23 protein-coding genes are annotated in these 22,188 nt (G+C 71.1%); 12 read left to right on the top strand and 11 right to left on the bottom strand.

Translation table 11 applies throughout. From position 1 onward, the window contains the following. Positions 1-63 precede the first annotated feature (63 nt). A complete protein-coding gene (locus tag D2K64_RS02270; RefSeq protein WP_120006232.1) occupies positions 64-1,095 on the bottom strand; it encodes a Bug family tripartite tricarboxylate transporter substrate binding protein in 1,032 nt (343 codons plus the stop codon). Positions 1,096-1,244: 149 nt separating this feature from the next. Between D2K64_RS02270 and D2K64_RS02265 the strand changes: the two genes are divergently transcribed. Further along, on the top strand, positions 1,245-2,126 hold the full coding sequence (locus tag D2K64_RS02265; RefSeq protein WP_120006230.1) for a shikimate dehydrogenase: 882 nt from the start codon (positions 1,245-1,247) through the stop codon (positions 2,124-2,126). 18 nt (positions 2,127-2,144) lie between these two features. On the opposite strand, the gene D2K64_RS02260 is transcribed toward D2K64_RS02265, so the two are convergent. The 6 genes from D2K64_RS02260 to D2K64_RS02235 all read right to left on the bottom strand — a co-directional run bounded on the left by D2K64_RS02260 (position 2,145) and on the right by D2K64_RS02235 (position 7,299). Further along, the gene (locus D2K64_RS02260) at positions 2,145-2,801 is read right to left on the bottom strand and encodes a TetR family transcriptional regulator (protein ID WP_120006228.1); all 657 of its coding nucleotides are present in this window, start codon (positions 2,799-2,801) and stop codon (positions 2,145-2,147) included. An 88-nt stretch (positions 2,802-2,889) separates the two neighbouring features. Next, positions 2,890-4,098: a 3-oxoadipyl-CoA thiolase gene (gene pcaF / locus D2K64_RS02255; RefSeq protein ID WP_120006226.1), complete on the bottom strand. Its 1,209-nt coding sequence runs from the start codon at positions 4,096-4,098 to the stop codon at positions 2,890-2,892. Further along, entirely contained in the window at positions 4,091-4,768 is a 678-nt protein-coding gene (locus tag D2K64_RS02250) for a 3-oxoacid CoA-transferase subunit B (RefSeq protein ID WP_120006224.1), read from the bottom strand. The genes pcaF and D2K64_RS02250 overlap by 8 nt, the downstream gene beginning before the upstream one ends. A gap of 12 nt (positions 4,769-4,780) precedes the next feature. After that, complete coding sequence (locus D2K64_RS02245; protein WP_120006222.1) at positions 4,781-5,446, bottom strand: 3-oxoacid CoA-transferase subunit A; 666 nt, start codon at positions 5,444-5,446, stop codon at positions 4,781-4,783. 132 nt (positions 5,447-5,578) lie between these two features. Continuing rightward, a complete protein-coding gene (locus D2K64_RS02240) occupies positions 5,579-6,358 on the bottom strand; it encodes an IclR family transcriptional regulator domain-containing protein (protein WP_120006220.1) in 780 nt (259 codons plus the stop codon). Continuing rightward, a complete protein-coding gene (locus D2K64_RS02235) occupies positions 6,358-7,299 on the bottom strand; it encodes a LysR family transcriptional regulator (protein WP_120006761.1) in 942 nt (313 codons plus the stop codon). The genes D2K64_RS02240 and D2K64_RS02235 overlap by 1 nt, the downstream gene beginning before the upstream one ends. Before the next feature lie 116 nt (positions 7,300-7,415). Between D2K64_RS02235 and pcaH the strand changes: the two genes are divergently transcribed. The 6 genes from pcaH to D2K64_RS02205 all read left to right on the top strand — a co-directional run bounded on the left by pcaH (position 7,416) and on the right by D2K64_RS02205 (position 12,030). After that, positions 7,416-8,183 (top strand): protocatechuate 3,4-dioxygenase subunit beta, encoded by a 768-nt coding sequence (gene pcaH / locus D2K64_RS02230; RefSeq protein ID WP_238383955.1) that lies wholly within the window; start codon positions 7,416-7,418, stop codon positions 8,181-8,183. Between the two features lie 4 nt (positions 8,184-8,187). Beyond that, positions 8,188-8,769 (top strand): protocatechuate 3,4-dioxygenase subunit alpha, encoded by a 582-nt coding sequence (gene pcaG / locus D2K64_RS02225; protein ID WP_120006218.1) that lies wholly within the window; start codon positions 8,188-8,190, stop codon positions 8,767-8,769. Between the two features lie 81 nt (positions 8,770-8,850). Then, a complete protein-coding gene (locus tag D2K64_RS02220; RefSeq protein WP_120006216.1) occupies positions 8,851-9,612 on the top strand; it encodes an ABC transporter ATP-binding protein in 762 nt (253 codons plus the stop codon). Further along, a complete protein-coding gene (locus D2K64_RS02215) occupies positions 9,609-10,409 on the top strand; it encodes an ABC transporter permease (RefSeq protein WP_120006214.1) in 801 nt (266 codons plus the stop codon). The genes D2K64_RS02220 and D2K64_RS02215 overlap by 4 nt, the downstream gene beginning before the upstream one ends. Positions 10,410-10,470: 61 nt before the next feature. Then, the gene (locus D2K64_RS02210) at positions 10,471-11,100 is read left to right on the top strand and encodes a histidine phosphatase family protein (protein WP_120006212.1); all 630 of its coding nucleotides are present in this window, start codon (positions 10,471-10,473) and stop codon (positions 11,098-11,100) included. Positions 11,101-11,178: 78 nt separating this feature from the next. Continuing rightward, positions 11,179-12,030, top strand: a complete 852-nt coding sequence (locus D2K64_RS02205; protein ID WP_120006210.1) for a lipid-binding SYLF domain-containing protein — start codon at positions 11,179-11,181, stop codon at positions 12,028-12,030. A 314-nt stretch (positions 12,031-12,344) separates the two neighbouring features. Here D2K64_RS02205 and D2K64_RS02200 read toward each other — a convergent pair whose 3' ends face one another. Next, positions 12,345-13,193 carry an NUDIX hydrolase gene (locus D2K64_RS02200; RefSeq protein WP_120006208.1) on the bottom strand — a complete coding sequence of 283 codons (849 nt, stop codon included), beginning with the start codon at positions 13,191-13,193 and terminating at the stop codon, positions 12,345-12,347. Positions 13,194-13,239: 46 nt separating this feature from the next. Between D2K64_RS02200 and D2K64_RS02195 the strand changes: the two genes are divergently transcribed. Beyond that, positions 13,240-14,412 (top strand): aminotransferase class V-fold PLP-dependent enzyme, encoded by a 1,173-nt coding sequence (locus D2K64_RS02195; RefSeq protein WP_120006205.1) that lies wholly within the window; start codon positions 13,240-13,242, stop codon positions 14,410-14,412. 4 nt (positions 14,413-14,416) lie between these two features. Here the strand turns inward: D2K64_RS02195 and D2K64_RS02190 are convergent, their stop codons facing one another. Continuing rightward, the gene (locus D2K64_RS02190; RefSeq protein WP_202910433.1) at positions 14,417-15,490 is read right to left on the bottom strand and encodes a Na/Pi cotransporter family protein; all 1,074 of its coding nucleotides are present in this window, start codon (positions 15,488-15,490) and stop codon (positions 14,417-14,419) included. A gap of 211 nt (positions 15,491-15,701) precedes the next feature. Between D2K64_RS02190 and D2K64_RS02185 the strand changes: the two genes are divergently transcribed. The 4 genes from D2K64_RS02185 to D2K64_RS02170 all read left to right on the top strand — a co-directional run bounded on the left by D2K64_RS02185 (position 15,702) and on the right by D2K64_RS02170 (position 19,331). Further along, positions 15,702-17,600, top strand: a complete 1,899-nt coding sequence (locus D2K64_RS02185) for an ABCB family ABC transporter ATP-binding protein/permease (RefSeq protein ID WP_120006203.1) — start codon at positions 15,702-15,704, stop codon at positions 17,598-17,600. 70 nt (positions 17,601-17,670) lie between these two features. Next, positions 17,671-17,931, top strand: coding sequence for a hypothetical protein (locus D2K64_RS02180; RefSeq protein WP_120006201.1), 261 nt, complete (start codon positions 17,671-17,673; stop codon positions 17,929-17,931). A gap of 146 nt (positions 17,932-18,077) precedes the next feature. After that, on the top strand, positions 18,078-18,383 hold the full coding sequence (gene rpmB, locus D2K64_RS02175; protein ID WP_120006199.1) for a 50S ribosomal protein L28: 306 nt from the start codon (positions 18,078-18,080) through the stop codon (positions 18,381-18,383). Between the two features lie 108 nt (positions 18,384-18,491). Continuing rightward, the gene (locus D2K64_RS02170; protein ID WP_120006197.1) at positions 18,492-19,331 is read left to right on the top strand and encodes a sensor histidine kinase; all 840 of its coding nucleotides are present in this window, start codon (positions 18,492-18,494) and stop codon (positions 19,329-19,331) included. On the opposite strand, the gene D2K64_RS02165 is transcribed toward D2K64_RS02170, so the two are convergent. Then, positions 19,315-20,277: an esterase-like activity of phytase family protein gene (locus tag D2K64_RS02165; RefSeq protein ID WP_120006194.1), complete on the bottom strand. Its 963-nt coding sequence runs from the start codon at positions 20,275-20,277 to the stop codon at positions 19,315-19,317. The two genes, D2K64_RS02170 and D2K64_RS02165, sit on opposite strands and share 17 nt — an antisense overlap. Beyond that, positions 20,274-22,145, bottom strand: a complete 1,872-nt coding sequence (cobT, locus tag D2K64_RS02160; protein ID WP_120006192.1) for a cobaltochelatase subunit CobT — start codon at positions 22,143-22,145, stop codon at positions 20,274-20,276. The genes D2K64_RS02165 and cobT overlap by 4 nt, the downstream gene beginning before the upstream one ends. Positions 22,146-22,188 lie beyond the last annotated feature (43 nt).

Genomic DNA, 22,188 nt, shown 5'->3' with positions numbered 1-22,188 from the left:
GCGGAATGGCCGGCGAAGGGGAACTCCGGCCGCCCTGCCGGAGTTCCCCTTCGGCATGGCAGGCTATTCGAGAGTGATGCCGCGCGCCTTGATCAGTTCGCCCCATTTGGTGCTTTCCGCCGCCAGATAGGCAGGGAACTGATCGGGCGTGCCGAAGGCCGGAAAGATCGAATTCTGCTTCAGCCGGTCTAGCACTTCCGGGTTGCGCATCGTTGCCGCGGTGGCGGCGCCCAGCGTCTGGATGATCTCCGCCGGCGTGCCGGCCGGGGCCAGGATGGCGAACTCGGACGCGCATTCATAGCCCGGCAGGCCGGATTCGGCGATGGTCGGAACCTCCGGCGCCAGCGGGTTACGCTGCAGACTGGACACGCCGAGCGGCACGATCTGCTTCGCCGCCATCATCGGAAGCGCCGTCACCGCGTCCACGAAGGCCATCTGCACCTCGTTGGTGATCAGCGCCTGCACCGCCGGAGCACCGCCGCGATAGGTGACGTTCTGCACCTCGGCCCCGGTTTGCCGCAGAAACAGCTCGGTTGCCAGATGCGCCGAGGAGCCGGCGCCGGAGGAGGCATAGGAGAGCTTGCCCGGCTGCTGCTTGGCCAGCGCCACGAAGCCCGGGATGTCCCTGACGCCGAGCTGCGGGCTGACGCACAGAAAAATCGGCGTGGTGGCGACGCGGCCGATGCCGGTGAACGACTTCTCGTCATCATAGCCGCGCTGCGGAAACAGGTGGCGCGCCATGGCATAGGTGGAGTTGACGCCGAACAGCAGGGTGTGGCCGTCGGGCCGGGCGCGCGCGACCGAGGCGTGGCCGATGGTGCCCGAGGCGCCGGCGCGGTTCTCCACCACCACCTGCTGGCCGAGTTCCCGGGTCAGCTGCTGCGCCACCACCCGCGCCACGAAGTCGGTGGAACCGCCGGGGGCCCAGGACACCACCAGGGTGACGGTGTGGGTAGGATAAGCACCCTGGGCGGCCCCCTGGACGGCGCCTTGCGCGGCGGCGCTGCGCGGGCGCAGCAACGCGCCGCCGACCGTGCCGCTGCCGGCGGCGATCAGGCTGAGGCCGGCGGCGAGGCCGCGGCGGGAAAGGGTCATGATTCCTCCTCCATGCTTCTGGACGTTGTTTCCGCGGATCCCTCCCGGCGTGTGCCAGGGGAAAGGCGCGAAGTTTTGGTTGGATTGTACGTACCAGATAGTACATTAGCCTGACAAGCAGAACCCGCTGCCCTGGAGCTCCCGTTGTCATGTCCGTTTCCGGAACCGCCGCCCCGCCTGTGCCACCCGGCCCCGCCTGTCTGGTCGGGCTGATCGGCAGCGGCATCCAGTCTTCGCGCTCCCCGGCGCTGCACGAGCAGGAAGCAACGGCGCAGGGCCTCCGCCTCATCTACCGCCTGCTCGACCTTGACGTGCTGAAGCTGGGGGTCGAGGCGCTGCCTGCGTTGCTGGAGGCGGCCCAGCGCTGCGGCTTCAACGGGCTGAACATCACCCATCCCTGCAAGCAGGCGGTGCTGCCGCTGCTGGACGAGGTGTCGGAGGATGCCCGGGCGCTGGGGGCGGTGAACACGGTGGTGTTCGGGAACGGGCGGCGGATCGGCCACAACACCGACCATTCCGGCTTCGCCGAGGGCTTCCGCCGCGGACTGCCCGATGCGCGCATGGAACAGGTGGTGCAGCTGGGCGCCGGCGGGGCCGGGGCGGCGGTGGCCCATGCGGCGCTGGCGCTGGGCACCGGGCGGCTGGTGCTGCTCGACAGCGACGCATCCCGCGCCGTCGCCCTGGCCGAGCAGCTATCCGCCCGCTTCGGCGCCGGCCGCGCCGTGGCCGGTGCCGACATCGCCGCCGCGATGCACGACGCCGACGGGCTGATCCACGCGACGCCGACCGGCATGGCGAAGTATCCGGGCCTGCCATTGCCGGCCGAGTTGCTGCAACCGCATCATTGGGTGGCCGACGTGGTCTACGTGCCACTGGACACCGAGCTGCTGCGCACCGCCCGCCGCATCGGCTGCCGCACCGTGGATGGCGGCGGCATGGCGGTGTTCCAGGCCGTGGGCGCCTTTCGCCTGTTCACCGGGCGCGAGCCTGACGCGGAGCGGATGCTGCGCCACTTCGCCGGCATGGATTGAACGGGCAGGAGCGGCGGCTCAGCCTGCCTGATCGGCGCGGACCAGCCGCAGCACGGCCTCGACGATCAGCCGGCACTGCCGCGCGGCGCGCTCCGGCGCCGCCATGTCCTGGCCGAAGATCACGCCCAGCGTGTGGCGGTTGGCGACGCGGTGGAAGCTGAAGCCGTTGATCAGGACGTGCAGGTCGAGCGGATCGAGGCCCGGGCGGAACACGCCCGCCGCCACGCCGCGATCGAGCAGCCGGCGCATCAGCCCAATCACCGCCTCGTTGCGCCGGCTGACGGTGGCAGATCCGGCGATGTGGCGGGCGCCGTGGATGTTCTCCACCGTCACCATGCGGACGAAATCGGGATGCTCGGCATGGTAGTTGAAGGTGGTTTCCACCAGCCGGGCCAGCGCCTCCGCGGGGGGAAGCTGGTCCAGCAGCAGGTCCTGCTCCGTGGCGCGGATACCTTCGTACATCTCCTCCAGCGCGGCGGCGTAGAGCCCTTCCTTGCTGCCGAAGTAATAATAGATCATCCGCTTGGTGGTCTGGGTGCGGGCGGCGATCTCGTCCACCCGTGCCCCGGACAGGCCCTTGGCGGCGAATTCGGCGATGGCGGCGTCCAGGATGGAGCGGCGGGTCTGCTCCGCGTCGCGCTGCCTTACCGCCTTTTCCGCCATCTCGCCTTGCATGCCCCGTCCAAGCCGTGCCGTCCGCGTCCAGCATGACCGGGGCGGGAAGCGGTCGCAACACCGCTCCCCCTGCAGGCGGCAGGGCGGCTCAGACGCGCTCCAGCACCATGGCGATGCCCTGGCCGACGCCGATGCACATGGTCACCAGCGCGTAGCGCGCCTGACGATGGTGCAGCTCGGCCACCGCCGTCTGCACCAGCCGCGCGCCCGACATCCCCAGCGGGTGACCGAGCGCGATGGCGCCGCCATTCGGGTTCACGTGCTCGGCGTCGTCCGGCAGGCCGAGGTCGCGCAGCACCGCCAACGCCTGCGAGGCGAAGGCCTCGTTCAGCTCGATCACGTCGATGTCGCCGATCGAAAGGCCGGCCTTGTCCAGCACCTTGCGGGTCGCCGGCGCCGGGCCGAAGCCCATGATGCGCGGCGGCACGCCGGCGGTGGCGCTGGCCACCACGCGGGCGCGCGGCGTCAGGCCGTAGCGGCCGGCGGCGGCCTCGCTGGCCAGGATGATGGCGCAGGCGCCGTCATTGACGCCGGACGCATTGCCCGCCGTCACCGTGCCGCCTTCCTTGCGGAACGGCGTGCCAAGCTTGGCCAGCGCCTCCAGCGTGGTGTCCGGGCGCGGGTGCTCGTCTCTCGAGATCACCAGCGGCTCGCCCTTACGGCGCTTGATCTCGACGGGGACGATCTCCTCGGCGAAGCGGCCGCTCTCGATCGCCGCCTTGGCGCGCTGCTGCGAGCGGAAGGCGAAGGCATCCTGGTCGGGACGGGAGATCTGAAAGTCGTTGGCGACGTTCTCGCCGGTCTCCGGCATGGAATCGACGCCGTACTGCGCCTTCATCAGCGGGTTGACGAAGCGCCAGCCAATGGTGGTGTCATAGATCTCGGCATGGCGGCCGAAGGCTTCCGCGCTCTTGCCTTGGACGAAGGGCGCGCGCGTCATGCTTTCGACGCCGCCGGCCAGCATCAGCTCCGCCTCGCCGGCCTTGATGGCGCGCGCGGCGATGCCGGTGGCGTCCATGCCGGAGCCGCACAGGCGGTTCACCGTGCTGCCGGGGATGCTGTCGGGCAGACCGGCCAGCAGCGTCGCCATGCGCGCCACGTTGCGGTTGTCCTCGCCCGCCTGGTTGGCGCAGCCGAGGATCACATCCTCCACCGCTCCCCAGTCGAGCTCCTGATGCCGGGCCATCAGCGCCTTGATCGGCACGGCGGCGAGATCGTCCGCGCGCACGGCGGAGAGCCCGCCGGCGTAGCGGCCGATGGCAGTGCGGGCGGCATCGCAAATGAAGGCCTCAGCCATGGTTCGGATCCTTGTTGCTGTCGGCCAGATCAAGCTTCGCGTCGGTGCGGGCCTGCAGCGCCTCGAAGCTGAGGCCGGGCGCCATCTCGACCACGCGGAAGCCCTGCGGCGTCACGTCGATCACGGCGAGGTTGGTGTAGACGCGCCGCACCGCGCGCATCGCCGTCAACGGATAGGAGCATTTCGCCACCAGGCGGGGGCTGCCATCCTTGGTGGTGTGCTCCATCACCACCCAGAGGTTCTTGGCGCCGGCCGCGAGATCCATGGCGCCGCCGACCGCGGGCGCGGTGTCGTTGGCCGAGGTCGCCCAGTTGGCCACGTCACCATTCTCGGCCACCTCGAACGCGCCCAGCACGCAAAGGTCAAGATGCCCGCCGCGGATCATGGCGAAGCTGTCGGCATGATGGATGTAGCTGCCGCCGCGGCGCAGCGTCACCTGCTGCTTGCCGGCGTTGATCAGCCAGGGATCGGCGTCGTCCGGCCCCGGCGCGGGGCCCATGCCGAGCACGCCGTTCTCGGAATGAAAGATCACCTCGCGCTCGTTCGGCACGAAATCCGCCACCAGGGTCGGGATGCCGATGCCGAGGTTGACATACCAGCCCTCCGGAATGTCCTGCGCCACCCGGCGCGCCATGTCCTTGCGGGAGAGGGGGGTGAAGCTGTCGCTCATGGTGCGGTTCTCTCAGACGGTGACGCGGAGGACGCGGTCGACGAAGATGCCCGGTGTGACGATGTTCTCCGGGTCCAGCGTGCCGAGCGGCTCGATCTCGTCCACCTGCGCGATCGTCAGCCGGGCGGCCATGGCCATCACCGGATTGAAGTTCCGCCCCGAGCGACGATAGGTCAGGTTGCCCCAGCGATCCGCCTTGTGGGCCTGGATCAGCGCTACGTCACCGGGCAGCGCCATCTCCAGCACGCAGGGCTTGCCGTTGAACTCGGCGGTAGGCTTGCCCTCGGTCAGCAGCGTGCCGAAGCCGGTGGGGGTGTAGAAGGCCGGCACGCCGGCGCCGGCGGCGCGCATGCGTTCGGCAAGCGTGCCCTGCGGCACGATCTCCAGCTCCAGCTTGCCGGCCTTGTACAATTCCTCGAACACCACCGAGCCGACCGAGCGCGGAAAGGAGCAGATGATGCGGCGCACCCGCCCCAGCTCCATCAGCCGGGCCAAGCCGGTGCGGCCGGTGCCGGCATTGTTGGCGACGATGGTGAGGTCGGTGGCGCCCTGCTCGATCAGCGCCTCGATCAGCGCGTCGGGCTGGCCGACCGCGCCGAAGCCGCCGACCAGCACGGTGGCGCCGTCGGTGATGCCCTGCATCGCCTCCGCCAGGTTGCGGACGGTTTTGTTGATCATGCGGCGCTGCCTTGTCCGGGCATGGTTTCCTCGCTTCGTTGAGCCGGAGCCACGATAGGTCCGCCGCGCGCAGGGCCGCAACGCGGTGCGCTATGCGCACGATCATGGAGCGGGGTGCGCGGGCGGGCGGCGTCAGCCAGGAATGCTGTGGCGCAGTGCCGCCGCCGCCTGCCGCAGCGCCGGCAGCAGGGTGTCGTGCAGCGTGGCCTCGTCGGCGCGGCTGGCCTGCACGCCGATGTTCATGGCGGCGACGCAGCGCCCCCGCCCGTCGCGCACCGGTACGGCGAGGGAGCGCAGCCCCAGCTCCAGTTCCTCATCCACCAGCGCGTAGCCCTGGCCGCGCGCGGCGGCGACGGCTTCGCGGATCGCGGGCCGGGTGGTGCGGGTATGCGCCGTCAGCGCCTCGGGGGTCAGGGCGGCGATGTGCTGCTCCAGCGCGCGCGGCGGCAGGGCGGACAACAGGGCGCGGCCCAGCGCGGTGCAATGCGCCGGCAGCCGGCTGCCCACCGCCAGGGTCACGGACATGATGCGCCGCGCCGCCGCCCGGGCGATGTAGACCACGTCCGGCCCGTCCAGGATGGCGGCCGAGCAGCTCTCGCCGGTGGCTTCCCGCACCGCCTCCAGCTGCGGCTGGATCAGCCCGGGCAGGGCCGCGCTGGCCAGCCAGGCGCCGCCCAGGCGCAGCACGCGCGGCGTCAGGGTGAAATGCCGCCCGTCGGTTTCCGCATAGCCCAGCGCCACCAGGGTCAGCAGGCAGCGGCGGGCGGCGGCGCGGCTGCTGCCGGTTGCGGCGGCGATGTTGGCGATGGTGGCGCGCTGCCGGGTGGCACCGAACACCTCGATCACCGCCAGGCCGCGCGCCAGCCCGCCCAGGTGGTCGCGCTCCGCGCGGGCCGGGATGCCGGCCGGCATCAGGGCGCAACCGCCGCGGGCTGCACCGACTGCGCCGCGGCGGCCAGCTGCGCGCGCAGCCAGGCATGCCGCGCTTCCTGCTGGTGGCGCCGGTGCCACACCATGTAGAGCGGCAGCAGCCCGAGCTGCCCTCCGCCGCGCCCGGCCGGGCGCAGCGGCAGCGCCGCGCTGGCCAGGCCGCGGAGCGCGGAGTGGCGCAGCATGGCGGGCAGGGTCGCCAGCATCGCGCTGCCGCGCAGGAAGCCGGCGATGGCGGTGAAATCCGGCACCTCGAGGGCGATGTCCCGCGTCACGCCCAATGCCTCCAGCCGGCGATCGAAATCCAGCTTCTCGCCTTCCGGGTGCAGCACCGTGACGTGCCGCGCCGCGAGGTAGTCATCCCGCCCGCGCGGGGCGGTGCGGCAGGCGGGATCGTAGAAGCAGGCGTAGCGGTCGGTCAGCAGGCGCTTCTGCAGGATGTCGGTGCCGGAGGGGGGCAGAGGGGTGACCAGCAGCTCGCAGCCCTGTTCGCGCAGCAGGGCGGCGGCCGGCGCGCCGGAGGGAATGACCCGCAGGCTGAAGCGCGCTACCTGCCCTTGGACCCGTGCGAAGAAGGCAGGCAGCAGCAGGTCGCGCTGGAAGTCGTTGGCGGCGATGGTGAAGGACAGCGTGGCCGTGGCCGGGTCGAAGGGTCGGTGACGGCCGAGGTTCTGCATTCCCGCCAGCAGCGCCTGCACCGGTGCCGCCAGGGCGCGGGCATGGGCCGTGGCAGTGATGCCGCGCCCGGACTTGACGAAGAGCGGGTCGCCCAGCGTGGCCCGCAGCCGGTTCAGCCCGTGGCTGGCGGCCGACTGGCTGAGGCCCAGCCGTTCGGCCGCCTGCGTCACAGAGCCGGTGTCCAGCACCGCCAGGAACAAGCGCAGCGCGTGGCCGTCCAATGCCAACGCATCGATGCCCTTCATGCATTGCATGATAAAGCCGCGGTTTTCCGATGCAACGCATCCCGGCATGCTGGCGGGCACGCGGCGGCCTGCCGGCCCTGCCGCGCAACAATCCAGCAACCGCAGGAGGAACGCCGATGCCCGCCGATGGCATGACCGGCCTGATGGCCGGAACGCAGGGCGACATCATGCGCCGCGACCGCAACCAGCACCCGCCCGCCTTCACCCCGCAATACAAGACCAGCGTGCTGCGCTCCCCCCGCCGTGCCCTGGTGTCGCTGGAGCCGGGGCCGGGCGAGAACGCCGGCCCGGTGTTCAAGGCGCGCATCCTGGAGCCGCTCGACAATGACCTGATCCGCAACTACGCCCAGGCGGAGGGGAATCACGGGGACGCCCAGGGCGAACGCATCATCGTCCATGGCAAGGTGCTGGACGAGTGCGGCCGGCCGGTGCCCAACACGCTGATCGAGGTGTGGCAGGCCAATGCCGGCGGCCGCTACCGCCACAAGAACGACAGCTACCTGGCGCCGCTCGATCCGAATTTCGGCGGCCAGGGCCGCTGCATGACCGATGCCGACGGCAATTACTTTTTCCGCACGATCCGCCCCGGGCCCTATCCCTGGCGCAACAACGGCAGCGACTGGCGCCCGGCGCACATCCACATCTCGCTGTTCGGCCACGCCTTCGTGCAGCGGCTGGTCAGCCAGCTTTATTTCGAGGGCGATCCGCTGATCCCGTTCTGTCCGATCATCGGCACGCTGCCGGACAAGGCGGCGGCCGAGCGGCTGGTGGCCAGGCTCGACATGGGCAATGCGGTGCCGTTCGACGCACTGGCCTACCGCTTCGACGTGGTGCTGCGCGGCCGGCGGCAAACCTTTTTCGAGAACCGTCCGGAAGGGATGTGAAACGATGCCCGTGGAATACCTGAAGGAAACGCCGTCCCAGACCGGCGGCCCCTATGTCCACATCGGCACCCTGCCGGCCTTCGCCGGGCTCGCCGTGCGCACGCAGGAACAGCCGCACATCATCGACGGCGCGGGCGAGCGCATCCGCATCACCGGCCTCGTCATCGACGGCTCCGGCACACCGGTGCGGGATGCGCTGCTGGAGCTGTGGCAGGCGGATGCCGAGGGGCGGCACAATGCCGGCGACTTCTCCGGCTGGGGCCGCGCGGCGGCCTCCTCCGAAACCGGCGAATGGATGTTCGAAACGGTGCGGCCGGGCGTGGTGCCCTGGCGGGACGGGCGGCCGCAGGCGCCGCATGTCAGCCTGCTGATCTTCGCCCGCGGCATCAACATCCACCTGCACACCCGGATGTATTTCCCGGAAGACGCGGCCGCGCTGGAGGCCGACCCGGTGCTGCGCAGCGTGGAGCAGGCGGGGCGCCGCGCCACGCTGGTGGCCGAGCGCACCGCGGCCGCCGACATGCCGAGCTACCGCTTCACCATCCACCTGCAGGGCGATGCGGAAACGGTGTTCTTCGACATGTGACGGCGCGAGGCGGGGCGGCAGATCACCTCTCCGCTCCGGTCCCGCGCGACGCCACGCGCGGGACCTGCTAAGCGCAACCGCATGACCGACGCCATCCAGGCCGAAGGCCTGACCAAGCGCTACGGCGAGAACCTTGCCGTGGACGCGCTGAGCTTCACCCTGCCGCGCGGCGCCACCTGGGGATTGCTGGGCGGCAATGGCGCCGGCAAGAGCACCACCATCGCCATGCTGCTCGGCCTGCTGGTGCCGAGCGCCGGAACGGTCCGGGTGCTCGGGCATGACATGGCGCGCGACCGCTTCGCGGCGCTGGCGCGGATGAACTTCTCCTCGCCCTATGTGGCCCTGCCGCACCGGCTGAGCGTGGCCGAGAACCTGCGGGTCTATGCCCATCTCTACGACGTGCCGCGGGCCGAGGCGCGCATTGCCGAGCTGGCGGCGGCGCTGCAGCTGGAGGAGATCCTCCACCGCCCGGCCGGGCAGCTTTCCGCCGGGCAGAAGACCCGCGTGGCGCTGGCCAAGGCGCTGGTGAACCGCCCCGAGCTGCTGCTGCTGGACGAGCCCACCGCCAGCCTCGACCCGGATACCGGGGATTGGGTGCGCTCCTGGCTGGAGCGCTACCAGGCCGAGAGCGGCTGCGCCATCCTTCTGGCCAGCCACAACATGGCCGAGGTGGAGCGGCTGTGCGGCCACGTGCTGATGCTGAAGCGCGGCCGCATCGTGGATCAGGGCAGCCCGTCCGAACTCGCCGCCCGCTTCGGCCGCGACAATCTGGAGGAAGTGTTCCTGGACATCGCCCGCAACCGCAAACGGGCTGGCGAGCCGATGGGGGAGGCCGTGGCATGAAGGGCTCGCTGCGCCGCGTCTGGGGCCTTTGCTACCGCCATCTCGCGCTGTACCGCCACTCCTGGCCCCGCCTGCTGGAGCTGATGTACTGGCCGATCCTGCAGATGCTGGTCTGGGGCTTCGTCACCGCCTACCTCGCCGGGGTGCAGCAGAACACCGCCAGCGTGGCGGCCGGCGTGCTGCTCGGCGGCGTGCTGCTGTGGGAGGTGGCGCTGCGCTCACAGATGGGCTTCGCCATCACCTTCCTGGAGGAGATCTGGAGCCGCAACCTCGGCCACATCTTTGTCTCCCCGCTGCGGCCGGGGGAACTGGTGGCCGGGCTGATGTGCATGGCGACGCTGCGCATGCTGACCGGCGTGCTGCCGGCGGTGGCGCTGGCCTGGGCGCTGTACGGCTTTGGCCTGTTCCGCATGGGGCCGGTGGTGGTGCTGTTCTTCGCCGCGCTGATGCTGATGGGCTGGGCCGTGGCGCTCGGCGTCACCGCGATGATCCTGCGGCACGGGGCGGGGGCGGAGCCGCTGGCCTGGTCGGTGCTGTTCGGCCTGACGCCCTTTGCCTGCGTGTTCTACCCGCTCTCCACCCTGCCCACGGGTCTCCAATGGGTGGCGCAGGCGATCCCCGCAGCGCATGTCTTCGAGGGCATGCGCGCGGCGCTGACAGAGGGGCGGCTCGACAGCTTCCACCTGCTGATGGCCTTCGGGCTGGACTTGATCTGGCTGCTGGTGCTGGGCCGGGTGTTCGGGGCGCAGTTCGAGGCGGCACGCCGCTCCGGTGCTTTGCTGACCATCGGCGAGTAGGGCGCCGGAAGCATTCTCGCCGGCATTCCCGCTGGCGTGGAAAGGCGCTACAGCCCGGGGCGTGACCCAGACCCGCTTCTTCCTGATCCGCCACGCGCTGGTGGAGCCTTCCGCCCGGTTGATCATGTATGGCGACATGGACGTGGCGGTGTGTGCCGTGACCATGGCGCAGGATGCCGAATCCTATCGCTGGCTGGCCGGGCGCCTGCCGGCCGGTGCGCGCTGGTTCCACACGCCGCTGTCCCGCACCCGTGCCACGGCCGATGCCATCTTCGCCGCCGGATACCCGGCGGTGCCGATGGAGATGGAGCCGCGTTTCGTCGAGCAGCACCTGGGCGAATGGCAGGGCATCACCCACGAGGCGCTGGTTGAGATGCTGCGCGACCCGCCGCACCCGTTCTGGCCGCACGGCGCCGACGAAACCCCGCCCGGCGGCGAAAGCCTGCGCGACGTGATCGAGCGCCGCGTCGGCCCGGCACTGGACGACATGGCAGCGCAATACCCGGACGGGAACGTGGTGATCGTCGCGCATGGCGGCTCGATCCGCGCCGCGGTGGCGCATGCTCTGCAGTTGACCCCGCAGCAGGCCTTCCGCCTGTCGGTGAAGAACCTGTCGCTGACCCGGCTGGAGAACCACGCGGGCGAATGGCGCGTGGTTTCGGTCAATGAGGAGCCGCCCGGGCCGCTCTGAGCGCCGGTCTGGCAAGTTTGGCTTGCCAGCGGCGCTGCCAGAGGTCATTGCTTCGCAAGGACTTGGCGGAGGACTCTCATGCGGCGTTCGATCTTCGGGGCAGCGCTTCTCGGCGCGGTGTCGCTGTTCGCCCTGGTGGCTCCGCGCCCGGCCCTGGCGCAGGCGGAGCAGCAGGCCCTGGTGGACCGCTCCACCCTCGCGGTGCAGGAAATGCTCAGCGCCGGGGATGGCGGCAACGCGGCGCACTTCAATGACGCGGTGACGCTGCTGCGCCGGGCCCGCGCCGTGATGGTCTGCCCGCGCGTGTTCCGCGCCGGCTTCATCTTCGGCGGACAGGGTGGATCCTGCGTGCTGGTGGCGCGCGATGGCGCCGGCTCCTGGTCCTCGCCGGCCTTCTACGGCATGGGCTCGGGCAGCATCGGCCTGCAGGCCGGCATCCAGGACGCCATGGTCATGATGGTGATCCTGACGGACAAGGGCTTGTCCGCGCTGATGGACAGCCAGTTCAAGATCGGCGCCGATGCCTCGATCGCGGTGGCCACCATCGGCGGTGGCATCGCCGGCGCCACCACCGCCGCGGTGGGCGCCGACATCGTCACCTTTGCCAAGACGCGCGGCCTGTATGCCGGCATCGCGCTGGATGGCTCGCTGCTGTCCGGCCGCTCCGAATGGAACCGCGCCTATTACGGCCAGAGCTACGGGGCGCGGCAGATCGTGGTCGACATGGCCGCCTACAACCCGGGCGCCGATCCGCTGCGCGCGGCGCTGATGCGCTACGGCAGTGGCCAGCCGGCGGCGCAGGCGCCGCAGCAGGGCTATGCGCAGCCGGGCTACCAGCAGCCGGCGCAGCCTTATCAGCAGAACCAGCCTTACCAGGCGCCGCCGGGTTACGCCCCCGGCAGCGGCGTTTCCGCCGAGCCGCTGCGCTGAACGCCGCAGAGGGCCGCCCGTGGGCGCGGAGCGGGGCGTCTCCGGCCGGCTGATGGCGCTCGCCACGCGGGCGCCGTGGGGCAGATCCGGGATCGGGTGACATGGGAACTGGCCCCGCAGCCGGCGCCGCGATATCTGCGCCGGGTCTCCGGCACAGGCGTTGCTGCCGCCAGTCCGCCGGGGCAGCCGCGGAAGGATTCGCGGCGGGAAGAAGGCGGGGGAGGCGCGCTCCACGGCGCCGGCCGGCGCGCCGGGCCCGGAAGCCTGGTGGCCGGATGGATGGCCTCCCGTCGGCGATGCGCGGCGCCTGAGGCTCAGGCCCCGGAATCCAGGGCCAGACGCAGGCTGCGGCCCTCGGCACTGGCGGGGTCGATCAGCCCTTCGCGCAGAAACAGGTCAATCAGCACCAGGTTGACGTTGAACTTCACGTCGTCGGTGTCGCGCACCGCCTCCAGGGCCCGCCGCAGCGGCCACAGCTCGAAATGCTCCACCTCGTCGTCATGCGGCACCGGGGTGAAGCTTTCGGGCAGGTCAAGGTCGAAGACGTGCAACAGGTCGCGACGCAGCCCTTCCTCGTTCCGCATGATGTAGGATACGCGGCCCACCGGGCGGGCCCGCGACGCCAGCTCCGGCGGCATTCCGGCTTCCTCGGCGGCTTCCTTGATCAGCGTGGCGGCGGCATCCAGCCCGGCCGGCACGCCGCCGCCCACCACGTTGTCCCATTGCCCGGGGGCGACCGACTTGGTCTTCGAGCGCCGGCCCAGCCAGACATGCACCCCGTCCGCGCGCCGCACCAGGCCGTTCAGGTGAACCCCCTGGGCCTGCACGCCGAAGGCCGGGATGGCACCGCGGTCGAGCCGCGCCAGCACCGGCCCATCCGGCGCGGCGCGCACGTCGAAGGCCTCGTCGCGCAGCCGCAGGTGGCCGGCCTTCTCCAGGTCGCGCACGGTGTCCGCCAGGATGCGGTCGCGCTGCGCCGGCATCCGGGCGGTGACGGACACGCCATCGGCGTCGAAGTGGAAGTCGCGCGGGCGGAAGGCCAGCCAGCGGGCCAGGTCGGGCTCCAGCCAGCCGACCTGCTCGGCGCCGAGGCGGAATGGCACCAGCCCGGCCGGGGAGTGGAGGTTGTTGCAGGCCTCGATGTGGCGACGGAAAGCGTCCATGCCGGGTTCTTGCCGCCGGTCCCGGCCTGCTGCAAGGCTTGCCGCCATGATCGACCTCGACCGCATCCGCGCCGACACGCCGGCGACCGCCCGCCGCGCCTATCTGCACAGCGCCGGGGCGGCGCTGATGCCGGCGCCGGTGCTGCGGGCGCAGATCCGCCATCTGGAGCTGGAGGCGGAGATCGGTGGCTACGCCGCCGCCACGGCCGAGCAGGTGCGGCTGGATGCGGTCTATGACGGGGTGGCGCGGCTGCTGAATGCCGGGCGTGACGAGATCGCCCTGGTGGAGAACGCCACCGTTGCCTGGCAGATGGCCTTCTATTCGCTGCGCTTCGCCCCCGGCGACCGCATCCTGACCGCCGAGGCCGAGTATGCCGCCAACTACGTCGCCTTTCTGCAGGTGGCCCGCCGCACCGGCGCGGTGATCGAGGTGGTGCCCTCCGATGCCTCGGGCGCGCTGGACGTGGCGGCGCTGGAGCGGATGATCGACCGGCGGGTGAAGCTGATCGCCATCACCTGGGTGCCGACCAATGGCGGCCTGCGCAACCCGGCGGCGGCGGTGGGCCGCATAGCCCGGGCACATGGCATTCCTTATCTGCTCGATGCCTGCCAGGCGGTGGGGCAGATGCCGGTGGATGTGCAGGCGATCGGCTGCGACATGCTCTCCGCCACCGGGCGCAAATTCCTGCGTGGGCCGCGCGGCACCGGCTTCCTGTATGTGCGGCGGACGCTGCTGGAGCAGCTGGAGCCGCCGGTGATCGACCATTTCGCCGCGCCCTGGGTGGCGCGTGGCGAATACCGGCTGCGCGCGGATGCCCGCCGCTTCGAGAGCTGGGAAAACAACTACGCCGCCCGCGCCGGATTGGGCGCCGCGGTGGATTACGCGCTGATGATCGGGCTGGAGACGATCGAGGCGCGCTGCCGGATGCTATCCGGTCGGCTGCGAAGTGGGCTGGCGGCGCTGCCCGGCGCCGGGCTGCACGACCTCGGGGCCGATCCCTCGGCCATCGTCTCCTTCACCCTGGAAGGGTGGCAGGCGCGGGATGCAGTGGCGGCGGCGGAGCGGGCCGGCATCACCATCGGTGCTTCCGATCCCGCTTCCACCCGGCTCGATGCCGAGCGGCGCGCCCTGCCGACGCTGATCCGCGCCTCGCCGCACTACTACAACACGGAGAACGAGATCGACCGGCTGCTGGAGTTCTGCGCCACCGGGCGGTGAGGCACTATTCGGCGGCGGCGGTCGCCGGGCGGCCGGCGCGTCCGTCGGGCAGCAGCCGATCCATCCAGCGGGCCAGGGCCGGGGTGGCGTAAAGGCAGAGCAGGGCGCCCACGGTGTTGAAGGCAACATGCGCATTGGCGATCTGCTGCGCCGTGTCGCCGGCCGACCAGGCGGCGAAGCCGGCCAGTGCATCGATCAGCAGCAGACCCGCCGCCACGCTGACGATGTTGAAGCCGAGGTGGAACAGCGCCGCCCGCACCGCCGCGCGGGAGCGGCCCAGCGTCGCCAGCAGCGTGTCGGAACAGGTGCCGATCTCCGCCCCGAGCATCATGGCGAGGCCGGTCGGAAGGTCGATCAGCCCCTGCGAGGCCAGGGTGATCACCACCCCAAGGGTCGCCGAGGAGGACTGGATCAGCAGGGTGAAGGCGGCGCCGATCAGCATGCCGCGCAGCGGCGCGTCGCTGGATCGCAGCCATTCGGTGACGCCCGGCTGGTCCTGCAGCGGCTTCACCGCCTCCCCCAGCGTGCCGAGGCCGAACAACACCAGCCCGAGCCCGGCCAGGGCCAGGCCCCAGTGGCGCCACGGCTCGGGCGCCAGCGCGCGCGCCAGCAGGCCGAGGGCGAGCAGGATGGGTGCGAAATCCTCAATGCCGAGGGCGAAGATCTGGCTCGACACGGTGGTGCCGATGTTGCTGCCCAGGATCACCGGCAGCGCCTGGGCGAAGCCCACCAGCCCGGCATCCACCAGCCCGATCAGCAGGATGATGGTCACGGAGGAGGAATCGAGCAGGGTGGTGGCCGCGGTGCCGGTCAGCAGGCCGCGCAGCGGGCCGTCCGTGGCGTGGCCCAGCAGGCGCTTCGCCCGGTCGCCGGCGGCGGCGCGCAGGCCGTCTGCCAGCAGCGCGACGCCCAGCAGAAACAGCGCCAGCCCGGCGGTGCAGCCCATGGCCAGGTCGAACCAGTCCATCGGCGGCGCCGCCTGCCCGCCCGCCGGCTGGGCCCAGCCGGGCCAGGCCGGCAGCAGCAGAGCCAGGGCCAGCAGGGCTGGCAGAAGCGGACGCGAAGCGGAACGCGGCATGGGCGGGGCCTCCGGTCGGGCTGCGGCGCCGGCGCGGCCGGGCTGCCGCACAGCACAACGCCCGGCTGGGCCGCGGGGCGAACTCCGCCGCGCGATGTCACGAAAACATCTTCGCCTTGGCGTATCGCGGGTCTGCCGCGCCCGCGTCGCGGATTGCGGCCCTCCGGCGGAGCCGCCATGTAACCGGCCCTGACACGGAGACTGCCCGCTGATGCCTGCCCCCGCGCCCACTGTCGTGCCACCGCGCGGCCATCTGCAGACCTTGCGCACCCTGGCGCCCTACCTGTGGCCGAAGGGCGAGACGGGGCTCCGGGCGCGCGTGGTGGTCGCCCTGGGGCTGATGCTGCTGGCCAAGGGCGCCAATGTGCTGGTGCCGCTGGTCTATGCCCGCGCGGTGGATGCGCTGGGCCCGAAGGGCGGCGCCGCGGCCGCGCTGGTGACGGTGCCGGTGGCGCTGGTGGTGGGATACGGCCTGCTGCGCATCACCTCCTCCTGGTTCGCGGAGCTGCGCGACGCGGTGTTCACCCGCGTTCAGGCCCGCGCCGGGCGGGTCATCGCCTTGCAGGTGTTCCGCCACCTGCACGCACTGTCGCTGCGCTTCCACCTGGACCGGCAGACCGGCGGCATGAGCCGTGTGATCGAGCGCGGCACGCGCGGCATCAACTTCGTGCTCGACTTCATGCTGTTCAACATCATCCCGACGCTGATCGAGATCCTGTTCGTCGCCGGCATCCTGTGGGGGATGTTCTCCTTCTCCTTCGCCGCCGTGACGCTGCTGACCATCGGCCTGTATATCGGCTTCACCCTGGTGTTCACCGACTGGCGACTGCGCTTCCGCCGCGCCATGAACGAGATGGACCAGGAAGCCAACACCAAGGCCATCGACAGCCTGCTGAATTACGAGACGGTCAAGTATTTCGGCAACGAGAAGCACGAGGAGCGGCGCTACGACGCGACGCTGGCACGCTACGAGCATGCCTACACCCGCTCCGAGGTGACGCTGAACTACCTGAACATGGGGCAGGCGGCGATCATCGCGCTGGGGCTGACCGCAGTGATGCTGATGGCGGCGCAGGGCGTCGCCGCCGGCCGCATGAGCGTCGGCGATTTCGTGCTGGTGAACACCTACCTGATCCAGCTCTACCTGCCGCTCAACTTCCTGGGCTTCGTGTACCGCGAGCTGAAGCAGGGTCTGGTGGACATGGAGGCCATGTTCACGCTGATGCGCGAACAGCAGGAGGTGGCCGACGCGCCGGATGCGCGGCCGCTCGCCGCCGGCCCGGGTGCGCTGGAGTTCCGCGACGTGCGCTTCGGCTACCGCCCCGACCGCACCATCCTGAAGGGCGTCTCCTTCCACGTGCCGGCGGGCCGCACGCTGGCCATCGTCGGGCCCACCGGCGCCGGCAAATCCACCATTTCCCGCCTGCTGTTCCGCTTCTACGACACCCAGTCCGGCGAGATCCTGCTGGACGGGCAGGAGATCCGCGGCGTGACGCAGGAAAGCCTGCGCCACGCCATCGGCGTGGTGCCGCAGGACACGGTGCTGTTCAACGACACCATCCGCTACAACATCGCCTATGGCCGCCCCGATGCCTCGGACGCGGAGGTCGAGCAGGCGGCGAAGCTGGCCCAGGTGCATGATTTCGTGCTGCGCCTGCCGGATGGCTACGACACGCGGGTGGGCGAGCGCGGCCTGAAGCTGTCGGGCGGCGAGAAGCAGCGCGTGGCGATCGCCCGCACCATCCTGAAGAACCCGCGCGTGCTGATCCTGGACGAGGCCACCAGCGCTCTCGACACCCGCACCGAGCAGGAGATCCAGGCGGCGCTGCGCGACGTGTCGCGCGGCCGCACCACGCTGGTGATCGCGCACCGCCTGTCCACCGTGGTGGAGGCGGACGAGATCATCGTGCTGGCCGACGGGCAGGTCGCCGAGCGCGGCAGCCACACCGTCCTGATGGCCGAGGACGGCGTCTACGCCCAGATGTGGCGGCGCCAGTCCGAGGCGGTGGCGGCGGCCGAGGCGGCGGCGCGGGCCCAGGCGGCGGCGATCGCGGCGGGTGTCGAGGCCGGCGCTGGGCGCCGCCCGGCACATGACCCGGTGACCGGATGAATCCCGGTCCGGGGGTTTTGCTGCGGCCTTGACGTGACTATGTCACCGCTTCGCACCAGGAGGGCACCATATGCAGCTGGATCCGCAGGGGGTTGCCCCGGAAGACCTGAGCCACGCCGGCTCCGTCGTCGACAAGGCGATCGAATACATGATCGAGCAGAAGATCGCGCCGATCTCCGTTGCCTCGGCGCTGCTGGGCGGCGCGCTGGGACTGATGGCCCGCTCCATGGAGGACCGCGCCATCGCCAACGTGCTGCGCAGCGCGCTGGCATCGGTGGAATCGGGTGAACTGGCGGAAATGCGCCAGGGACCGCCGCAGGACGGCATGTAGGACCCGTTCCGACCCGGCTTCCCGGAAGGCCAGGGCCGGCGATCCTTGACTCTGGCGGGCCGCCGGGTCATACGCGCGCTCTGTTTTTCATCGAGGGTGTGCGGTGCTTGCCGTGGCCCCGGACCGTTTTTTGAAGGGTTAGCGCCATGGCTCGCCGTTGCGGCATCACTGGCAAGGGCGTGTTGACGGGCAACAACGTCAGCCACGCCAACAACAAGACGCGTCGCCGGTTCCTGCCGAACCTGCAGGCGACGTCGTTCTTCTCCGACGTGCTGGGCACCTCGATCCAGCTGCGGCTGTCCACCAATGGCATCCGCACGGTGGAGCACAATGGCGGGCTGGATTCCTTTCTGCTCGGCACCTCCGACCGCAAGCTGCCGACCGAGGCCCTGACCCTGAAGCGCCGCATCCAGCGCGCCCAGGAGAAGAAGGCGGCCGCTCCGGCCGCCTGAGCTGCGAGGCTCCCGCTGACAGCAGTGTGAACAGCCGCGCCCCGGGGGAAGCTCCTGGGGCGCGGCTTTTTTACGTTTGCTCAAGGTCCGTCCCGCAGGATGGGCCGCATGTCAGCCCATCCTGGTTTCCTTGCGAACGATCCGCCGCTCGTCCTGGCCGGCCTGTTGCTGGCGTTCCTCGCCGCCGGGCTCGCCATGCAGTGCTGGCGGCTGCGCCGGCAGCTCCGCACGGCCCGCGGCGAGGCCGCGGCCATCGCTGCCGACCTCGCCGCCCGCAGCCGTCACCTGCATCTCTGCGCCCAGGAGATGCATGCGCTGGGGCTGAAGCTGGTCGGGCAGGGCGAGGTCGCCGCCGGCACGGACCTCCCCCTGAACCCGCCCAGCGGCGCTGCCGCGGCCGGGCCGGGTCGCGCGCTGCTGTGCCTCGCCGCGGACCTGCAGGACATGGCCGCGCGTGGCACCGGCCCCCGCATCCTGCGGGAGGAGCGCCTGATGCTGGAGCCGCTGCTGCGCGCCACCCTGGATCAGGTGGCGGTGGCGGTGGCGCCCGGCCGGCGGGAATGGCGCCTGGCGCCGGAGTTCCAGGGCGTGGCGGTGCTGGCCGATCGCCGGGCTCTGCGAGGTGCGTTGGCCCAGGTGCTCACCCGCGCGGTCCGCCACACCCGCGAGGGCGATCCGATCGAGCTGCGGCTGGTCCGCGCCGATGACACCTTCGCCATCCTGGTGGAGGATGAAGGGGCAGGGCTGGCCGCCGGCGACCTCGGGCATGCGCTGGGCGGGGAAGGAACGCGGGGCATCGGCCTCGGCCTGGCCGTGGCGCGGCAGTTGCTGCGTGCGCATGGCGGTGACCTGACCATCGAGGCGCTGCGCGGCGTCGGCGCCCGCACCTGGATGACCCTGCCGCGGTTCCGCCTGGCCGAGGAACCCGCGCTCAGTTCCGGAGGCTGAAGAACAGCAGCTGGCCCTGCTGGAAGAACAACTCGTTGTCGTCCACCTGCATGGCCACCCACAACTCGCCACGGTGGCGGAACACGCTGACGCCTTCCCAATTGTCGTGCGGCAGGGCGTCCGGCCCGATCAGCGTCTGGGGGACCAGCACGGCCTCCGTGGCCGGGTGGGCCAGCTGTGCGGCGGGCAGGCGCCGCAGCATGGCGCGGAACCCGCCGCCAAGCAGGGAGAAGCTGCGCTCCACCACCAGGGCGCCGCCATCCGGCAGCGGCGCCGCATCGGTGGGCACGTAGCCGGGGCTGGGGCGGTAGCGCAGGGAGGCCCATGCGCTGGGCTGCCCGATCCAGGCCCGCAGGGTGCCGTCCCCGGCCTGGAGCCCTTCGGCGATCGCCAGCCAACGCCCATCGGCCAGTACGGTTAGGCTTTCCAGCCCTGCATTGGGCGGCGCCGCGTCCAGCCCAGGGGGCGATTGCAACACCGGCTCGCAGCGCCGGTCGAAGCCGGGATAGGCGCAGATCCGGTGCCAGCGCTCGAAGGCAACCAGCCAGGTTCCATCCGGCAGCCGGGCCAAAGCTTCCGCGTCCCGCATCAGCGGACGCGGCAGCGGCAGGGGGAAATCCTGCCGCAGGGGCCCGCTGCGCAGATCTTTCAGCGCCACGGGAACACCGTCCGGCCCAGCCACCAGCTGTGCCTGCACCCAGCGCCCCAGATCGCTGACCGCCGTGTAGCGGAGGTCGTCGTCGACATGCAGTCCCGACAGCCCACCGAAGCCCATGGCGCGACGATCCAGCAGCAGCCGGCCGCGCGGCACCAGGACCGAGTCGGAAGGCACGGAAAGGGGCGCGGCGGGTGTTGCCGGATCGCCGCCGCCGAGCAGCGCGCAGGAGCCGAGCCCGCTCAGCGCCAGCGCCCCCAGCAGGAGGGCGCGGCGGCGGGACGCGATCACACCACCATCGGCGCCCGCTCGGTGGCGGCACGCTGGAAGGCGGCGGCGGCGTCCTCGTCGAACAGCTCGGCCAGCTTCTTCATCATGGTGCCGCCGAGCTCCTCGGCATCCACGATGGTCACGGCGCGGCGATAGTAGCGGGTCACGTCATGGCCGATGCCGATGGCGATCAACTCCACGAAGTCGCGCTGCTCGATATCCTGGATCACCTTGCGCAGGTGCCGCTCCAGGTAGTTTCCGGGGTTCACCGATAGGGTGCTGTCATCCACCGGCGCGCCGTCCGAGATCACCATCAGGATGCGGCGCCGCTCCGGCCGCTGCAACAGGCGGCGGTAAGACCAGTCCAGCGCCTCGCCGTCGATGTTCTCCTTGAGCAGTCCCTCGCGCAGCATCAGGCCCAGATTCTTGCGGGCGCGGCGCCAAGGCGCGTCGGCGCTCTTGTAGATCACGTGGCGCAGGTCGTTCAGCCGGCCCGGATTGCGCGGCTTGCCTTCCTGCACCCAGCGCTCGCGGCTCTGGCCGCCCTTCCAGGCACGCGTGGTGAAGCCCAGGATCTCCACCTTTACCGAGCAGCGCTCCAGCGTGCGGGCCAGGATGTCGCAGCACATGGCCGCCACCGAGATCGGCCGGCCCCGCATGGAGCCGGAATTGTCGATCAGCAGGGTGACCACGGTGTCGCGGAAATCCGCCTCGCGCTCGCGCTTGTAGGACAGCGACAGCATCGGGTTGGCGACGATGCGGGCAAGGCGGGCGGCGTCGAGCTGCCCTTCCTCGAGGTCGAACTCCCAGGCGCGCTGCTGCTGCGCCAGCAGGCGGCGCTGCAGCCGGTTGGCCAGCTTGGAGACGACGCCCTGCAGGTGGGACAGCTGCTGGTCGAGTTGTTGGCGCAGGCGGGCCAGTTCCTCGGCGTCGCACAGCTCCTCGGCCTCGATCTCCTCGTCGAACTTCTTGGTGAAGGCGCGGTACAGGGCGGTGTCGTCGGTGGGCGCCACCTCCTTGCGCTGCTGCGGACCGCCCGGGCGGTCCTCACCCTCAGCCGCGGCGCCGTCCTCGTCTTCCTGGCTGTCGCCTTCGTCTTCCGCCGCCTCACCCTGCATGGCCTCGGGCTGGGCGCCCAGCGTCGGATCCTGCTGCTCGGTCTGCGACTCGCCCTCGGCGGAATTGTCCTGCTGGGAGGAGGCCTCGCTGCCATCCTCGCCAGCCTCGTCCTCCTCCGCCTCGGCTTCCACCTCGGCCTCGACCAGGTCGAGCGCCGTGAGCAGCTTGCGGGCGGCCCGGGCGAACTCGGTTTGGCTGTCGCGCGAGGCGGCCATCTCGGCCAGGGCGCTGTCGGCCTTCTCGCCCAGCGTGTCGCGCCACTGCTCCAGGATGCGCTGGGCGGCAGCGGGGGCGGCCTCGCCGGACAGGCGCTCGCGCGCCAGCAGAGACAGCGCCGCCGGCAGCGGCAACTGGTCCTTGCGGGTCATCCGGTCATAGCCCTCGGCCTCGCAGCTTTCGGCCAGCTTGGCCTCGAGGTTGGCGCGCACGCCGGGCATGTGCTGGCTGCCCACCACCTCGACGCGGGCCTGTTCCAGCGCATCGAACACTTCCCGCGCCTCGCGCTGCTGCGGGGTGCGGGCGGCGTGGGCCGCCTCGTCATGATGGCGCAGGCGCAGCGCGATGGCATCCGCCGCGCCGCGCAGCTTGGCCATCTCGGCCGGCGGCAGCGAACGGGTCGGCAGCGGCAGGCGGGCGCGCTTGCCGGCCAGGCCGGACGGTCCGGGCTGGTAGGCCACCTGAACCTCGGCATTGCGGGCGATGGCGCGCAGGGCGCCGGCCGTGGCGCGCTTGAATTCTTCCTGCCGGGTCTGGTCCTTGGATCCGCTCATCACTCAACTCTCCCGCTGCCAACACGAAATCCCGGAAGCCAGC

It is taken from the genome of Teichococcus vastitatis (genome assembly GCF_003604215.1).
Lineage (GTDB): Bacteria > Pseudomonadota > Alphaproteobacteria > Acetobacterales > Acetobacteraceae > Pseudoroseomonas > Pseudoroseomonas vastitatis.
This window is presented reverse-complemented; position numbering and strand designations above follow the sequence as displayed.

Coding starts and splice junctions, on each gene's coding strand:
- D2K64_RS02270 (WP_120006232.1), bottom strand. CDS start 1,095: ATGACCCTTTCCCGCCGCGGCCTCGCCGCCGGCCTCAGCCTGATCGCC.
- D2K64_RS02265 (WP_120006230.1), top strand. CDS start 1,245: ATGTCCGTTTCCGGAACCGCCGCCCCGCCTGTGCCACCCGGCCCCGCC.
- D2K64_RS02260 (WP_120006228.1), bottom strand. CDS start 2,801: ATGCAAGGCGAGATGGCGGAAAAGGCGGTAAGGCAGCGCGACGCGGAG.
- pcaF (WP_120006226.1), bottom strand. CDS start 4,098: ATGGCTGAGGCCTTCATTTGCGATGCCGCCCGCACTGCCATCGGCCGC.
- D2K64_RS02250 (WP_120006224.1), bottom strand. CDS start 4,768: ATGAGCGACAGCTTCACCCCCCTCTCCCGCAAGGACATGGCGCGCCGG.
- D2K64_RS02245 (WP_120006222.1), bottom strand. CDS start 5,446: ATGATCAACAAAACCGTCCGCAACCTGGCGGAGGCGATGCAGGGCATC.
- D2K64_RS02240 (WP_120006220.1), bottom strand. CDS start 6,358: ATGCCGGCCGGCATCCCGGCCCGCGCGGAGCGCGACCACCTGGGCGGG.
- D2K64_RS02235 (WP_120006761.1), bottom strand. CDS start 7,299: ATGAAGGGCATCGATGCGTTGGCATTGGACGGCCACGCGCTGCGCTTG.
- pcaH (WP_238383955.1), top strand. CDS start 7,416: ATGCCCGCCGATGGCATGACCGGCCTGATGGCCGGAACGCAGGGCGAC.
- pcaG (WP_120006218.1), top strand. CDS start 8,188: ATGCCCGTGGAATACCTGAAGGAAACGCCGTCCCAGACCGGCGGCCCC.
- D2K64_RS02220 (WP_120006216.1), top strand. CDS start 8,851: ATGACCGACGCCATCCAGGCCGAAGGCCTGACCAAGCGCTACGGCGAG.
- D2K64_RS02215 (WP_120006214.1), top strand. CDS start 9,609: ATGAAGGGCTCGCTGCGCCGCGTCTGGGGCCTTTGCTACCGCCATCTC.
- D2K64_RS02205 (WP_120006210.1), top strand. CDS start 11,179: ATGCGGCGTTCGATCTTCGGGGCAGCGCTTCTCGGCGCGGTGTCGCTG.
- D2K64_RS02200 (WP_120006208.1), bottom strand. CDS start 13,193: ATGGACGCTTTCCGTCGCCACATCGAGGCCTGCAACAACCTCCACTCC.
- D2K64_RS02195 (WP_120006205.1), top strand. CDS start 13,240: ATGATCGACCTCGACCGCATCCGCGCCGACACGCCGGCGACCGCCCGC.
- D2K64_RS02190 (WP_202910433.1), bottom strand. CDS start 15,490: ATGCCGCGTTCCGCTTCGCGTCCGCTTCTGCCAGCCCTGCTGGCCCTG.
- D2K64_RS02185 (WP_120006203.1), top strand. CDS start 15,702: ATGCCTGCCCCCGCGCCCACTGTCGTGCCACCGCGCGGCCATCTGCAG.
- D2K64_RS02180 (WP_120006201.1), top strand. CDS start 17,671: ATGCAGCTGGATCCGCAGGGGGTTGCCCCGGAAGACCTGAGCCACGCC.
- rpmB (WP_120006199.1), top strand. CDS start 18,078: ATGGCTCGCCGTTGCGGCATCACTGGCAAGGGCGTGTTGACGGGCAAC.
- D2K64_RS02170 (WP_120006197.1), top strand. CDS start 18,492: ATGTCAGCCCATCCTGGTTTCCTTGCGAACGATCCGCCGCTCGTCCTG.
- cobT (WP_120006192.1), bottom strand. CDS start 22,145: ATGAGCGGATCCAAGGACCAGACCCGGCAGGAAGAATTCAAGCGCGCC.